At 64.7% G+C, this 13,312-nt stretch carries 12 protein-coding genes; 5 read left to right on the top strand and 7 right to left on the bottom strand.

Features of this window, described 5'->3' with window-relative positions; genetic code table 11:
- Window positions 1–21 precede the first annotated feature (21 nt).
- Window positions 22–480, top strand: coding sequence for a protein-export chaperone SecB (secB, locus tag QGV55_RS11710; protein ID WP_281016628.1), 459 nt, complete (start codon window positions 22–24; stop codon window positions 478–480).
- On the opposite strand, the gene QGV55_RS11705 is transcribed toward secB, so the two are convergent.
- On the bottom strand, window positions 481–1,746 hold the full coding sequence (locus QGV55_RS11705; protein WP_281016629.1) for a sterol desaturase family protein: 1,266 nt from the start codon (window positions 1,744–1,746) through the stop codon (window positions 481–483).
- A 116-nt stretch (window positions 1,747–1,862) separates the two neighbouring features.
- A complete protein-coding gene (locus QGV55_RS11700) occupies window positions 1,863–2,900 on the bottom strand; it encodes a helix-turn-helix domain-containing protein (RefSeq protein WP_281016630.1) in 1,038 nt (345 codons plus the stop codon).
- A 103-nt stretch (window positions 2,901–3,003) separates the two neighbouring features.
- Here QGV55_RS11700 and QGV55_RS11695 point away from each other — a divergent pair, with 103 nt between their 5' ends.
- A complete protein-coding gene (locus QGV55_RS11695; protein ID WP_281023663.1) occupies window positions 3,004–3,510 on the top strand; it encodes a CinA family protein in 507 nt (168 codons plus the stop codon).
- A gap of 70 nt (window positions 3,511–3,580) precedes the next feature.
- Here the strand turns inward: QGV55_RS11695 and QGV55_RS11690 are convergent, their stop codons facing one another.
- Genes QGV55_RS11690 through QGV55_RS11680 form a run of 3 tightly spaced genes read right to left on the bottom strand, consistent with a single transcriptional unit; the run spans window position 3,581 to window position 5,461 of the window.
- A complete protein-coding gene (locus tag QGV55_RS11690) occupies window positions 3,581–4,039 on the bottom strand; it encodes a PaaI family thioesterase (RefSeq protein ID WP_281016632.1) in 459 nt (152 codons plus the stop codon).
- Entirely contained in the window at window positions 4,036–4,488 is a 453-nt protein-coding gene (locus QGV55_RS11685; RefSeq protein WP_348637610.1) for a PaaI family thioesterase, read from the bottom strand. The genes QGV55_RS11690 and QGV55_RS11685 overlap by 4 nt, the downstream gene beginning before the upstream one ends.
- Window positions 4,489–4,504: 16 nt before the next feature.
- A complete protein-coding gene (locus QGV55_RS11680) occupies window positions 4,505–5,461 on the bottom strand; it encodes an LLM class F420-dependent oxidoreductase (RefSeq protein ID WP_281016633.1) in 957 nt (318 codons plus the stop codon).
- Between the two features lie 70 nt (window positions 5,462–5,531).
- Between QGV55_RS11680 and QGV55_RS11675 the strand changes: the two genes are divergently transcribed.
- Together QGV55_RS11675 and QGV55_RS11670 are read left to right on the top strand one after the other, a co-directional pair.
- Window positions 5,532–5,987: a TIGR03668 family PPOX class F420-dependent oxidoreductase gene (locus QGV55_RS11675; protein WP_281016634.1), complete on the top strand. Its 456-nt coding sequence runs from the start codon at window positions 5,532–5,534 to the stop codon at window positions 5,985–5,987.
- Between the two features lie 77 nt (window positions 5,988–6,064).
- A complete protein-coding gene (locus QGV55_RS11670) occupies window positions 6,065–7,996 on the top strand; it encodes an alkyl sulfatase dimerization domain-containing protein (protein ID WP_281016635.1) in 1,932 nt (643 codons plus the stop codon).
- A 148-nt stretch (window positions 7,997–8,144) separates the two neighbouring features.
- On the opposite strand, the gene QGV55_RS11665 is transcribed toward QGV55_RS11670, so the two are convergent.
- On the bottom strand, window positions 8,145–10,040 hold the full coding sequence (locus tag QGV55_RS11665) for a propionyl-CoA synthetase (protein ID WP_281016636.1): 1,896 nt from the start codon (window positions 10,038–10,040) through the stop codon (window positions 8,145–8,147).
- A gap of 5 nt (window positions 10,041–10,045) precedes the next feature.
- Window positions 10,046–11,689, bottom strand: coding sequence for a 3-(methylthio)propionyl-CoA ligase (locus tag QGV55_RS11660; RefSeq protein WP_281016637.1), 1,644 nt, complete (start codon window positions 11,687–11,689; stop codon window positions 10,046–10,048).
- A gap of 262 nt (window positions 11,690–11,951) precedes the next feature.
- On the opposite strand from QGV55_RS11660, the gene QGV55_RS11655 reads away from it, so the two are divergent.
- Window positions 11,952–13,280: an alpha/beta fold hydrolase gene (locus QGV55_RS11655; RefSeq protein WP_281016638.1), complete on the top strand. Its 1,329-nt coding sequence runs from the start codon at window positions 11,952–11,954 to the stop codon at window positions 13,278–13,280.
- Window positions 13,281–13,312: the final 32 nt, after the last annotated feature.

Genomic DNA, 13,312 nt, shown 5'->3' with positions numbered 1-13,312 from the left:
CCGACGTGCAGGCAGGACACCATGGCCGAAGAACAGACAGCTCCCCAGATCCGCATCAACGCCCAGTACATCAAGGACCTGAGTTTCGAGAACCCGAATTCACCCGCAGTACTGGCGGAGCCGCCGAAGGATACCGGCCTGAACATCAACGTGAATGTGGAGGCCGCGCAGCTCGAAGGCGCAACGTTCGAGGTCGTGATCAAGTTCGATATCCAGGCCAGTTCCGGCGAGACCACGATCTTCATCATCGACCTGACCTATGCGGGCGTCTTCACGCTGGTCGGCATTCCGCAGGAACAGATCGAAGCTGCCTGCCTGATCGAATGTCCGCGTCTGATCTTCCCCTTTGCCCGTCGGGTGATCGGTGACCTCACGCGCGACGGTGGCTTCATGCCGCTGCTGCTCGACCCGATCGACTTCATGCGCCTGTACCAGCAGAACCGCCAGCAGCAGGCCGCGGCACCCCAGGCGACGCAGTGATCAGTCGGACGCCCTGGCACGATCGATCTCCCGCAGCAGGGCGTCGATCCTGCGCCATTCCTGCGTCTGGCACATGATCCAGATGCAGCCCCTGACGTCGATCCGGTCTGGGGCGGCGAGCCGCATCGTCACCTCATAGGTCTCCCCGTCCTCCGGATTGAACATCGCCCCGCTGATCACGTCGCCACGTGCATCAAGGTCGCTGAAGATGCGCACGTCGCGCGGTCCGTCCGTCGCCCATGACCAGATCACGGTGCCGCAGGCCCGCGCGACCTCTGGCCGGGCCGGATCACAGGGCGCGATGCGCACCAGGGCCCCCATGCCCGGCGTGGCCCAGATGCCCGACAGTCCGGGCGCACCGTCTTCGGGGATCGGGGCTGCCCCGCCGCTGAGCGTTGCGCCGATGATCAGGACCAGCGCGCCTGTCACCCGACGGAGGCGTCCGCGTCTGGTGACCCTCCCGTCACCTGCAATCGCATCCCCTGCTTCCGGCTGCCCTGCCCCTCCCGCGGCGTTCCGTCGGAATGTGTCGGCGTAGTCGGGATGTTCCGTTCCCATCAGCCGGTCCCAGAAGGTGAAGTACAGCCCGTAGTTCCAGCGGCCGCAGGCATGGTGCAGGTCATGGTGCGTCGGGGTGGTGATCCAGCGCGCGACCGGCCAGTCGACCCAGCCACGGGGCATGATCTCTACCCCGCAATGGCCGATCACGTTGCGCGCCATCATGTGGCTGAGGAAGATGATGATGGTCACGCTGTCGACAGGGACCAGCAGCAGGAACAGGGGCAGGAACACGGCCTCCGCCACAGCCTCCGGCGGTGCGAAGGCGTAGGCCGCCCAAGAGGTCGGGGTAACCGACCAGTGGTGGGTCAGGTGCGCCAGACGGAACAGTGGGCGCAGGTGCATCGCCCGATGCAGCCAGTAGAACCAGGCATCGTGGGCCAGGACAATCATCAGGACCTGCAGCGCGACCACCGCAGCACCCGAACTCTCGCTGATCCGGATCAGGTCCATCTGCATCAGGCACCAGACCAGCAGGAAGCCGTTCAGGGAGAAGATCAGCGCGGTAAGGACCGACCATCCCACTTCCCGCAGCATGTCCCGGTTCGAGGCACGTCGGCGCTGAATGCGATAACGTTCCAGCCGACTGCGCAACAGGCGCAGCAGCACGAAGGCGGCACCGGCGAACAGGAAGTAGCGCGCGGCGTCGGAGGCGAAGATCAGCGGCCATACTTCGGGAAAGTGACTGAGGGCTTCGGTACCGGACATTTTCTTCTGGCTCCATCGTTGACTGTTTGACGATGAAGCCACTGTGCGGTGGGCGCGGCCTGATGGCCTGTCGATCCCGAGATCGGCCTGATGAATCAAGGAATCGGAGAGCTTTTTCAGGAATCGGCGATGTTTTCCCGGCGGTACGCGGTGGGTGTTGTGCCGGTAATCTCCCGGAACGCCCGGTTGAAGGGGCCAAGTGATCCGTATCCCAGATCCATCGCGATGGTCAGCACGGGTGTCCGGGCCAACTCGGGATCAGCCAACCTCTTCTGCGCCTCGGCCACCCGATGCACATTCAGGAATGTGTTGAAGTTCCGGTATCCCAGATCCCGATTGATGTGGGAACGCAGCCGATGCTCGGTGACACCCGCCTTTGCCGCGAGACCCGCAACGGTCAGCCCCGACTGCCACAGACCGCCGGAATCGATGAAGGCGCGGAGCGGACCGGCAACCCTGTCGTCAGGTGGGCCGGGCTTTTGGCCCGGTGTGACCCGCGGGACCTGTTGTGGGGACTCCACCGGATCGATGGTCAGGAAGGACACGCCGAACAGCAAGGTCAGAGCGAGGATGGCACCCGCATTGACCGGCGTCAGCAGGGCCAGCATCTCCGGCTCCGTGACGACCAGTTCGACCAGCAGAACCGATGTTACCTGCAGCACCATCATCGCCACGGCAATCAGCCGCCACCTCCGGCGCCGCTCCATCAGGTCATCACGGCGGCCCGCGAGGGTTCTGAACACCGCATGCGACAGCATCAGCAGCCCGACGATGCGTTGCAGGGTCACCAGTGCGGGTCGCAAGTCCTCCGGCAGGGTGGCGAAGGCAAGGGCCTGCATGGCCGCCAGCAATGCCAGAGCGGCAATGCAGACGCGCACATGGCGAAACGCGTCATCAAAGGCTGTCATGACCACCGCCCAGACCGCAAAGGGAATGGTCGGGGCAAGGCCGAGCAGCAGCAGCCGGAACAGGCCCTTGTCGGGTGCGAGCGGATCGCCGCCGCTCAGGAGCAGGTAGGCGGTAGTGCAGGCGATCAGGATGACGAGCAGCCAGGTGAGCGACTGACGCGGTTGCCGAACGACCAGTGTTGCAGCAATCAGGGCGAAAGCCCCCATCGCCAGCAGGCGCAGTACTGTATCGGCACTTTCGGTCACGGTTCGGTCCTGAGGCTTTGCTTGACGGTTCAGCTTTGGCGCGGGGAGACTGTCGTTTCAATCGGTTTGTGACGTGGGGGGGGACGGGATGTCAGATGCTTCGATGGATGAATTGCTCAGGCTCGGCGCCGAAGTCGGCGAGATGCTGAAGGCGCGGGGAGAGCGTGTGGCCGTTGCGGAATCGTCGGCTGGCGGGCTGATTTCCGCCGCATTGCTGGCCGTGCCGGGGGCGTCGGGTTACTTCCGGGGCGGCGCGGTGATCTACAACCGGACCTCGATCAGGGAACTGACGGGGCTGGATATTCGGGCGTTGATGCAGACCGGTGTGCGGTCAAGTTCCGAACCCTTCGCGGCCTGCCTCGCGGAAGCGGTGAAGACCAACATGCGCGGCGACTGGGGGCTGGCGGAAACCGGTGCGGCGGGTCCGACCGGCAACGGATATGGTGACGCTGCCGGGCACAGCTGCTGCGCCGTTGCCGGTGCGCAAACCGTCAGACGCACGCTGGAGACGGGTGACAGTGACCGGGCGGCGAACATGATCCGCTTTGCCATCGCCGCGCTGACCCTGTTCCGCGAGGAACTGGCTGCCGCGCCGCCAAAGGCGGATTGAGGAGCAGGGCCGGGAGCAAGGCTTCGGCCTGTTCCATCCCTCTGCCCCGCCCGGTGGCGTCGGAACCGGATCAGGTCTGTGGCCGGAGCATCCCGAACCGGGTGTCGCGGTCGCTCGGGATCTTCATGATGCCATTGGCGCGCAGCACCGGCTGATCCTCCACCAGCAGCATGGCGTTGCAGAACACCATGCGCGGGGTGGCGCGGACGACCTCCGTCCGGCCCTCCACCCACTGCCCGGTCAGGACAGGGGCCAGGAAGTCGCAGTTCAGGTTGATGGTGGGGAAGAACTTCTGCTGTTTCAGCGCAACGGCGGAACCGAACCCGATCTGCACATCGACCAGGGTCGCCAGCATGCCCCCGTGACAGGTGCGGGTCGGATTCAGATGCTTCTCCGCCACCCGGAAACCCAGGTGTGCCTCCCCATCCACGATGCGGCCGAAGATCGGGCCGACCAGTCCGAACAGGCCGTCCTGTACGCCGAAGACCTTGAACCCCTCCGGTGCGTCATGTTCTTGCTCTGGTGTCACTGAAACAGCTCCTTCGGGTCCAGCGCGTTGGGATCGCCATTGCGCGGCAGTTTGAAGATTCCTGCGGCGCGCGCGATCAGCGTGCCGTCCTGCTTGATGATCCGGCAGTCGGTGAAGACCGTGCTGCCGCCCCGCTTCAGCACCTCGGTCCGGCCCTGAACCCAGTCGCCGGCGACAGCGGGTGCCAGGAAGTCGACGTTGATGGAAACGGTCGGAATGAACAGACCGGTATCGAGCTGGTAGTTCAGCGACGAATTGAGCTGCATGTCCACCAGGGTCATCAGCATGCCGCCATGCAATGTACCACCCGCATTGGTGTGGCGCGGCTCGACCCGGATGCCGAGGATCAGATAGCCGTCCTCGTCACGCCAGAACATCGGGCCGTTGCCTTCGATAAAGGGCGCAGGCAGTCGGGCGGGGCGGAAACCCGCAGGTACGTCTTCAGTCATTTCTGAGATAGCTCCGTCAGGCGACCCGGGGGGCGACGTCGGCCATGAAGGCCGCCATCCGGTCCGTGGTTTCTCCGGCGCTGCCGGCCGTGAAGTTCAGCATCAGGTCGCCGAACCCCTGTTGTTTCATCTCGCCGATGTCATTGGCAATGGCATCCGCCGAACCCGTCAGGATCATGCGGTCGCCTTCCTTGTTCCGCACCTCCTCGCCCAGATTGTACCAGTGGCTCCAGTAGGCGAGGTCCAGCGTGGCAAGGTCACGCCCTTCCTCATCCGCGATCCCCTTCAGCCGATCAAGGCGTCCCGCGATGCGGGCATGGGTGTCCATGGGGAAGCGGGGGTTGTTGCCGATGGGGTACCAGCCGTCGCCGACCCGGACGGCACGGCGCAGGGCCGGTGCGCTCTCGCCCCCGGTCCAGATCGGCACGCCGGGTTTCTGCACCGGATTGGGCAGCACGGAAACGTTCCGGAAGTTCACGTACTTGCCCGCGTGACTGACCGTCGGGGCGGACCAGACCTTGCGAAACACCTCGATATATTCATCGGTCACCGCGCCGCGCTCCGCGTAGGGGGGCAGTTCCAGCGCCTCGAACTCCTCCTCCATCCAGCCCGCACCGCAGCCGAGCGTCATGCGCCCGCCGGAGAGCTGGTCGATGGTGGCGACCATCTTCGCGGTCAGCAGTGCCGGGCGGTGCGGCACCACCATGACGGAGGTCAGCAGCCGCAACCGGCTGGTCATTGCGGCGATGAACGACAGGGCCACCAGCGTGTCCATGCATTCGCCGTTGGCGGTGCCGGGAAAGGATCCGTCCGCGCTGTAGGGATAGGTGCTGTCGATCGCCACCGGAATGACGACATGGTCCGGGACCACGATGTGGCTGAAGCCCAGGCTTTCCCCCGTGGTCGCGATCTTGCGCAGGCTGTCGCTGTTTGCCAGCGGCCCGCGCGTGAACCATGCGAAACCGTAATCCATGTTCGCCTCTTCCGCGTATGTTGTGCAAAGCAGGGGCAACAATAAGGCGCGCTCAGCGTCGGGAGAACCCATGATTATCCCAACCGAGGAACGCTCATTCATCAAGGACCGGCCAGTCGGTCGCCTGGGCACGGCGGATGGGGCCGGATTTCCGCATGTGGTCCCGGTCTGTTTCGCCATTGCGGGCAACACTGTCTTCATCCCGATCGACGAGAAGCCGAAGCGTGGCGATCCGCGCGATCTCAAGCGCCTGCGCAACGTCATGGAGAATGAGCGGGTCTGCCTGATGATCGACCGCTACGCAGATGACTGGTCGGATCTCGGCTGGGTCATGCTGCGGGGCAGGGCACGGGTGGAACCGGTCGCGGCGGAGCTGCACATGGCCATCGAACTCCTGCGCGCCCGCTATCCCCAATACCGCGGGATGGCGCTGGCGCAGCGGCCCATGATCATCATCGACGTGGAACTGTGCACGAGCTGGGGCGACCTGTCCGTCCAGTCGTCAATGAGTGTGCCCGCCGACTGAACACCGCCCCATTCACTTCCCCGCAGTGCCGCATTGTTCCAGTATGTGGCGGACATGCACCGGGGGAGGCGACAGAGATGGGCAACGCGGAACAGAAGTCTGCAACTGAGGCAACACGCGCCGCGCACGAGCGGCTGCGCGCGCGACTGGACTTCGACCAGTCGGATGATTTCGCCAATGCCGCGCGCGGACTGGTGGAGGCGGTGCCGGACGGAGGGGTGGTGAAGACCGAGGGCGGCACGGTGGTCTGGAACCTGCCGGCCTATGACTTCCTGGAAGGCACGGAGGATATTCCGACCGTCAATCCCAGCCTGCTGCGCATGGCGCGGCTCAACATGGCCAACGGCCTGTTCAGGGTGGTGGACCGTGTCTGGCAGGTCCGGGGCATGGACCTGGCCAACATGACAATCATCGAAGGCGCGACCGGGCTGATCATCATCGACTGCATGACGACGGCGGAGGTCGCGCAGGCGGGTCTGGAACTCTATTACCGCCATCGCCCGCGCGTGCCGGTGAAGGCCGTCTTCTATACCCACAGCCATGTCGATCACTATGGCGGCGTGAAGGGCATCGCCACGCAGCAGGCGGTGGATGCGGGCGAATGCGACATCTACGCGCCTGACGGCTTCATGGAGGCCGTTGGCGGGGAGAACGTGCTGGCCGGGAATGCCATGAGCCGGCGGGCGCAGTTCCAGTTCGGTCCGCTGCTGCGGCCCGGACCGCAAGGGCAGGTGGATGCTGGGCTGGGCAAGGTCACGGCCCGTGGCCGTGTCACCCTGCTGGCGCCCACGCATCTGATCCGGGAAGCGGTGGAGCGCCACGTGGTGGATGGCCTGCAGGTGGATTTCCATCTGGCCCCGGGCACCGAGGCCCCGGCGGAGATGCACATGTTCTTCCCCGAACTGGGGGTCCTGAACATGGCGGAGAACGCGACGCCGCTGCTGCACAACTTCTGCCCCCTGCGCGGTTCCGAAGTCAGGGACCCGCGCATCTGGTCGTACTACCTGGCGGACGCGGTGGAGAAGTTCGGCAGCCGGACGGAGGCGCTGATCTGCCAGCATCACTGGCCCACGTGGGGATCGGAGAACATCGTGGCGTTCCTGGAACGTCAGCGCGACCTCTACAAGTACATCCACGACCAGACCGTGCGCCTGATGAACCATGGCTGGCGTCCGGCGGAGATCGCGGAGGTGCTGGACATCCCGCCCTCGCTTGCCACAGACTTCCGGATGCGGGGCTACTACGGATCGGTCAGCCACAATTCCAAGGCGGTCTTCCAGCGCTACCTGAGCTGGTATGACGGCAATCCGGCGAACCTGAACCCGCTGCCGCCGCGCCACGCCGCCGTGAAGTACGTCGATTACATGGGCGGTGCGCCGGAGGTGCTGGCCCGCGCGCAGGCCGATTTCGACAATGGCGAATACCGCTGGGTGGCGCAGGTGCTCTATCACGTGCTGTTCGCGGACCCGGACAACGAAGCGGCGAAACATCTGGCCGCCGATGCCTTCGAACAGCTCGGCTATCAGGCGGAGTCGGCGACCTGGCGCAACGCCTACCTCTATGCCGCGCAGGAACTGCGCCACGGAGTGATGAAGCTGCCGCCGCGCCCGATCCTCAGCCCCGACCTGCTGGGGGCGGTATCGACCGACATCCTGTTCGACTTCATTGCCGTGCGGCTGGATTCATCAAAGGCCATCGGCAAGCGCTGGCAGGTGAACTGGAACCTGAGCGACCGGGATGAAAAGGTCTGTCACACCCTCAGCAACGAGACACTGACCCAGTTGATGGGCAAGGTGGCGAAGGCACCGGCGGCGACCGTGACGACGACGCGCGAAGTGCTGGTCGGCCTGATCGTCGGCAAGGTCTCCGTTGCAGATGCCGTCACCTCGGGCGCGCTGGGCATCGATGGCGACCGCGCGGTGATCGAGGACCTGTTCGACATGCTCGATACCTTCGGCATGCAGTTCGACATCCTGACCCCCGGACCAGGTGTGCCCGGCCCGGACTGAAGCCGCGACCGCAATGTATCAGTGGGCACCCGTATCAGGTACGGGTGCGGCATCTGTTGTTGTATTCGGCCTTGCCGGTTCACCCTCATCCCGGCCTTCCCCCGTCGAGGGGGAAGGGGGGAGCAGGCGTCCCGGAATCGGCTGTATCTCAGCCCTTGGGATAGCCGAGTGTCGCCAGTGATTCCCGGACCTCGTCGATGATGGCGGGGTCGTCGATGGTGGCGGGGGTCTTGAAGTCGACGCCGTCGGCGATCTTCTGCATCGTGGCGCGCAGCACCTTGCCGGAGCGGGTCTTGGGCAGGCGTTTCACGGCGGTCACCAGCTTGAAGGCCGCGACGGCACCGATCTGCTGACGCACCATGGCGACGCAATCACGCTCGATGTCCGCCAGAGGCTTCTCGGCACCGGCCTTCAGCACGATCACACCCAGCGGTAACTGGCCCTTCAACTGGTCCTCGACACCAAAGACAGCGCACTCTGCCACGTCCGGGTGCTGCGACAGCACTTCCTCCATCGCGCCGGTGGAGAGGCGATGCCCGGCGACGTTGATGACATCATCGGTGCGCGACATGATGTAGATGTAGCCATCCGCGTCGATCATGCCCGCGTCACCGGTGTTGTAGTAACCGGGATAGGCCGCGAGATAGGCGGACTTGAAGCGCTCGTCGGCGTTCCAGAGCGTCGGCAGGGAGCTTGGCGGCAGCGGCAGTTTCACCGCGATCGCCCCCATCTGCCCTGCGGGGACCGGGTGCCCGCCCTCATCCAGAGCATGGATCTCGTAACCGGGAACGGCGCGCGTCGGGCTGCCGTACTTCACCGGCAGCGGCTCGATCCCCATCGGGTTGATGGCCATGGGCCAGCCGGTTTCCGTCTGCCACCAGTGGTCGATCACCGGCACCTTGAGCTGGTTCTCGGCCCACTGGATGGTGTCGGAATCGGCGCGCTCTCCGGCCAGGAACAGGATGCGGAACTTCGACAGGTCGTACTTGCCGATGAACTCGCCGTCCGGGTCCTGCTGCTTGATCGCGCGGAACGCGGTCGGCGCGGTGAACATCACCCGCACGTCGTGGTCGGCGATGACCCGCCAGAAGGTGCCCGGATCGGGCGTCCCGACGGGCTTGCCCTCGAACAGGATCGTGGTCGCACCATGCAGCAGCGGCGCATAGACGATGTAGGAATGGCCAACGACCCAGCCGACATCGGATGCGGCCCAGAATGTCTCCCCCGGGTTGGCGTCATAGAGGTTCTTCATCGACCACTTCAGCGCCACGGCATGACCGCCGTTGTCGCGGATCACGCCCTTGGGCTGGCCGGTGGTGCCGGAGGTATAGAGGATGTAGAGCGGATCCGTTGCCTGCACGGGCACGCAGTCGGCGGGGGAAACCCCCTGCAGCGCATCGGCCCAGAGCATGTCGCCTTCCCGTACCTCGAAATCCGGGACCTGCTCGCGCGGGAAGATGATGCAGCCGTCCGGCTTGTGCTTCGACAGGTCGATCGCGCCATGCACCAGCGGCATGTATTCGATCACCCGCCCCGGCTCCAGCCCGCAGCTTGCCGTCACGATCAGCTTCGGCGTGGAATCGTCGATGCGGGTGGCCAGTTCGTTGGGGGCGAAGCCGCCGAAGACGACCGAGTGCACGGCACCGATGCGGGCACAGGCCAGCATGGCCACCGCAGCCTCCGGGATCATCGGCATGTAGATGATGACCCGATCACCCTTCTCCACACCACGCGCCTGCAAGGCACCGGCAAAATGCGCGACACGGTTCAGCAGTTCCTTGTAGGTGAACTTCTGCACCGTCCCGGTGATCGGGCTGTCATGGATCAGCGCCACCTGATCGGCCCGCCCGCCTGCCACATGCCGGTCCAGGCAATTGTGGCAGGTGTTCAGTTCGCCGCCGGCGAACCAGCGGGTGAAGGGCGCATTGCTGTCGTCCAGGACGGTGTCGAAGGGCCTGAACCAGTCGATGCCCTTCGCGGCCTCCGCCCAGAAGCCTTCCGGATCGGCCTTCCAGCCGTTGTAGACGTCATCATATGCACCCATGACCCTTACTCCGCCGCCGTCTGTGCCGTGGGCAGGGTGTAGTCCTTGAACTGCTCCCTCAGGGTCGTCTTCTGGATCTTGCCCGTGGCGGTATGCGGGATCTCGTCCACGAACTGCACGTCGTCCGGCATCCACCATTTCGCGATCTTGCCGTCCAGGAACGCCATCACGTCGTCCTTGGAGACATCCCTGCCCGCCTTCTTCACGATGCAGAGCAGGGGGCGTTCATCCCATTTCGGATGATAGACGCCGATGACGGCGGCTTCGGCCACGTCCGGGTGGCCCATGGCGGCATTCTCCAGATCGATGGAGCTGATCCATTCACCGCCGGACTTGATGACGTCCTTGGCGCGGTCGGTGATGGTCATGAAGCCGTCTTCGTCCAGGGTCGCGACGTCGCCGGTATCGAACCAGTTGCCGTTGTCCAGCACGTTGCCGCCCTCGCCCTTGAAGTAGCCGCTGGTGATCCAGTAGCCGCGGGTCAGCAGGTTGCCGAAGGCGACACCGTCGCGCGGCAGTTCATTGGCTTCGTCGTCGGTGATCTTCAGTTCCACGCCATAGATCACGCGACCCTGCTTGGCCTTGAAGGGCAGCTGCTCCTCGAACGGCAACTGCTCGATGGCCCTGGTCATGACGCCGGTGGTGCCCAGCGGGCTCATCTCCGTCATGCCCCAGGCATGGATCACGGTGACGTCGTACTTGGTCTCGAAGGTACGGATCATGGACGCCGGCGCGGCAGAGCCGCCGATGACCGTGCGGTTCATCTCGGGCAGGCCCAGGCCATGCTCCTCCATGTAATTCAGCAGCATCAGCCAGACCGTCGGCACGCCCGCCGACATGGTGACCTTCTCGTCAGCCATCAGGTCATAGACCGACTTGCCGTCCAGGTCCTTGCCGGGCAGCACCAGCTTGGCACCGCACATCGGCGCAGCGTAGGCCAGGCCCCAGGCGTTGGCATGGAACATCGGCACGACCGGCAGGACGGTGTCACGCGACGACAGGCCGAGGCAGTCGCCCATGCAGGCGGCGAAGCTGTGCAGCACGGTGGAGCGGTGCTGGTACAGCACGCCTTTCGGGTTGCCGGTGGTGCCGGAGGTGTAGCAGAGGCTGGAAGCCGTCTTCTCGTCGAACTCCGGCCATTCGAACTCGGTGGTCTCCGCGGCCAGCAGATCCTCGTAGCAGTAGACGTTCTCCAGCGTGGTCTGGGGCATGTGATCGCTGTCCGTCATGATGACGAAACCCTTCACACTCGTCAGTTCCGACTGCACCTTCTCCAGCAGCGGCACGAAGGTCAGATCGACGAAGATGAACTGATCTTCGGCATGGTTCGCGATGTAGACGACCTGCTCGGGGAACAGGCGCGGGTTGATCGTGTGCAGCACCGCGCCGAGGCCGGAGACACCATAGTAGCACTCGAAGTGGCGATGGGTGTTCCAGGCCAGGGTGCCGATCCGGTCCCCCAGCTTCACGCCCAGGCGGGTAAGGGCGTTGGCCAGCTGCTTGGAGCGCTTGTGGGCATCCGCGTAGGTATAGCGGTGGATGGGGCCTTCGACGGTGCGGGTCACGATCTCCGTCCGCCCGTGATAGGTGGCGGCATAGTCGATCAGTGTGTGGATCAGAAGCTGCTTTTCCTGCATCAGCCCGAGCATCGTTTCATCCTCCCATGAGACACCAGACAGGCCGCCATCAAGGCGCCCGCGAAATTGGCGCGGAACATACGCGAGCGACAGGGACGGTCAAGCATTCCGGGGTCGCAGCCTGCGGCGCATCGGGGGATACCGCCTGATCTGTCGCGGAGACGAAAGAATGCTGGGTTATCGATATCGCTGAAACAGGTCATGCTGCCGCGCTCTGGAAAAAGGGGGGAAACGAATGACAACCGGAACACGACTGACGGGGATGATGAAATGCGTGGCGACAACTGCCGCCGCAGGACTGATGGCGGTAACCCTGTCGGGGACTGCGCAGGCCGCGGACCCGCTGCCGATCGTCTTCGTCCACGGCGACAGTGACAGCGCTTCCGCCTGGATCGTGCAGAAATGGCGTTTCGAGTCCAATGGCTATCCGCGCGACCGGATGTTCGCGGTGGATCTGGATCATCCGGGTGCACGTTCCGACGATACGGTGGCGCAGGAGAATCGGTCATCGACCACCGACGTCGCCGCGCAGCTCGCCGGGTTCGTGGCGCGTGTGAAGCTGGAGACCGGGGCCGACAAGGTCATCATGGTCGGCAACTCGCGTGGCTGCCAGACCATCCGGAACTATGTGCAGAACGCGGGCGGCGCGGCCAATGCGGCGGCGCTGATCCTTACCGGTTGCGTGCATCACGGCGTGTTCGTCGCGCCGGGGGCGGTCATGGGATCGGAATACAATGGCGCCGGAACATTTCTCTCCGGTCTGAACGCCGTCAGCGAAGTGGTACCCGGCCTGCCGACCGTGACCATCCGTTCCGACAGGTTCGACCTCTATGCGCAGCCCATGGGGGACTTCATCGGGCGTGCGGGACAGCCGACCGGTGCGACCTACGCGAATGCCGAACTGCGTGGCGCGACCAATATCGTGCTGGACGGCGTTGACCACCGGGAGACGGCCTATTCGACCCGGGCCTTCCACGAGATCTTCAAGGTGGTTGCAGGCCACCCGACATTTTCCGCTGCGGTCAGACCGGAGGAAACGCCGGTCCTGAACGGGGAAGTCTCCGGCTGGGCTGCGGACCGTCCGACCAACCTGGCGCTGGTTGGTGCGAAGGTCAGCGTCTTCGAGACCGATCCCGAAAGCGGTGCGCGGATGGGTGAGCCGGTGCATGAGCAGACCATCGGTGAAGATGGCATGTGGGGACCGTTCGCGGCGAAGAACGACCAGCCCTATGAATTCCGCATCCAGGCCGAGGGCTATCCGGTCCACCATATCTATCGCTCTGCCTTCCCCCGTTCATCCGATCTGGTGAACCTGCGTCTCTATCCGCAGGCCAGGGAGGCCGAGGGGCAGGCGGGGGCGCTGCAGATGATGCGTCCGCGCGGCTACTTCGGTGCCGATGACACCGTGACCTTCAACGGGGAGCGGGCGAGCGGCCTGAACGATCACGAGGTGCCGAATGGCTGGAAGGTCTGGATCACCTTCCCGGAATCCTCCGGCCAGACGGTTGTCGGTCGCTTCGCCGACGGGGATGTCGACGAGACCATTGCCGCCAAGGCATGGCCCGTGGATGGCCACGTTGCCTGGATCGAACTGACCTACTGAGGCACGGGCAGGGGGCGGCGCGTGCCAGTGCC

The sequence above is a fragment of the Minwuia sp. IMCC3009 genome, assembly GCF_029909415.1.
Lineage (GTDB): Bacteria > Pseudomonadota > Alphaproteobacteria > Minwuiales > Minwuiaceae > Minwuia.
The sequence above is the reverse complement of the archived record's forward strand: the minus strand, read 5'-3'. Positions and strand labels throughout refer to the sequence as shown.

Excerpts from the sequence above, each read along its gene's own strand:
- QGV55_RS11695 (WP_281023663.1), top strand. The coding sequence starts at position 3,004 with ATGGATGAATTGCTCAGGCTCGGCGCCGAAGTCGGCGAGATGCTGAAG.
- QGV55_RS11685 (WP_348637610.1), bottom strand. The coding sequence starts at position 4,488 with ATGACTGAAGACGTACCTGCGGGTTTCCGCCCCGCCCGACTGCCTGCG.
- QGV55_RS11665 (WP_281016636.1), bottom strand. The coding sequence starts at position 10,040 with ATGGGTGCATATGATGACGTCTACAACGGCTGGAAGGCCGATCCGGAA.
- QGV55_RS11680 (WP_281016633.1), bottom strand. The coding sequence starts at position 5,461 with ATGGATTACGGTTTCGCATGGTTCACGCGCGGGCCGCTGGCAAACAGC.
- QGV55_RS11660 (WP_281016637.1), bottom strand. The coding sequence starts at position 11,689 with ATGCTCGGGCTGATGCAGGAAAAGCAGCTTCTGATCCACACACTGATC.
- QGV55_RS11675 (WP_281016634.1), top strand. The coding sequence starts at position 5,532 with ATGATTATCCCAACCGAGGAACGCTCATTCATCAAGGACCGGCCAGTC.
- secB (WP_281016628.1), top strand. The coding sequence starts at position 22 with ATGGCCGAAGAACAGACAGCTCCCCAGATCCGCATCAACGCCCAGTAC.
- QGV55_RS11670 (WP_281016635.1), top strand. The coding sequence starts at position 6,065 with ATGGGCAACGCGGAACAGAAGTCTGCAACTGAGGCAACACGCGCCGCG.
- QGV55_RS11705 (WP_281016629.1), bottom strand. The coding sequence starts at position 1,746 with ATGTCCGGTACCGAAGCCCTCAGTCACTTTCCCGAAGTATGGCCGCTG.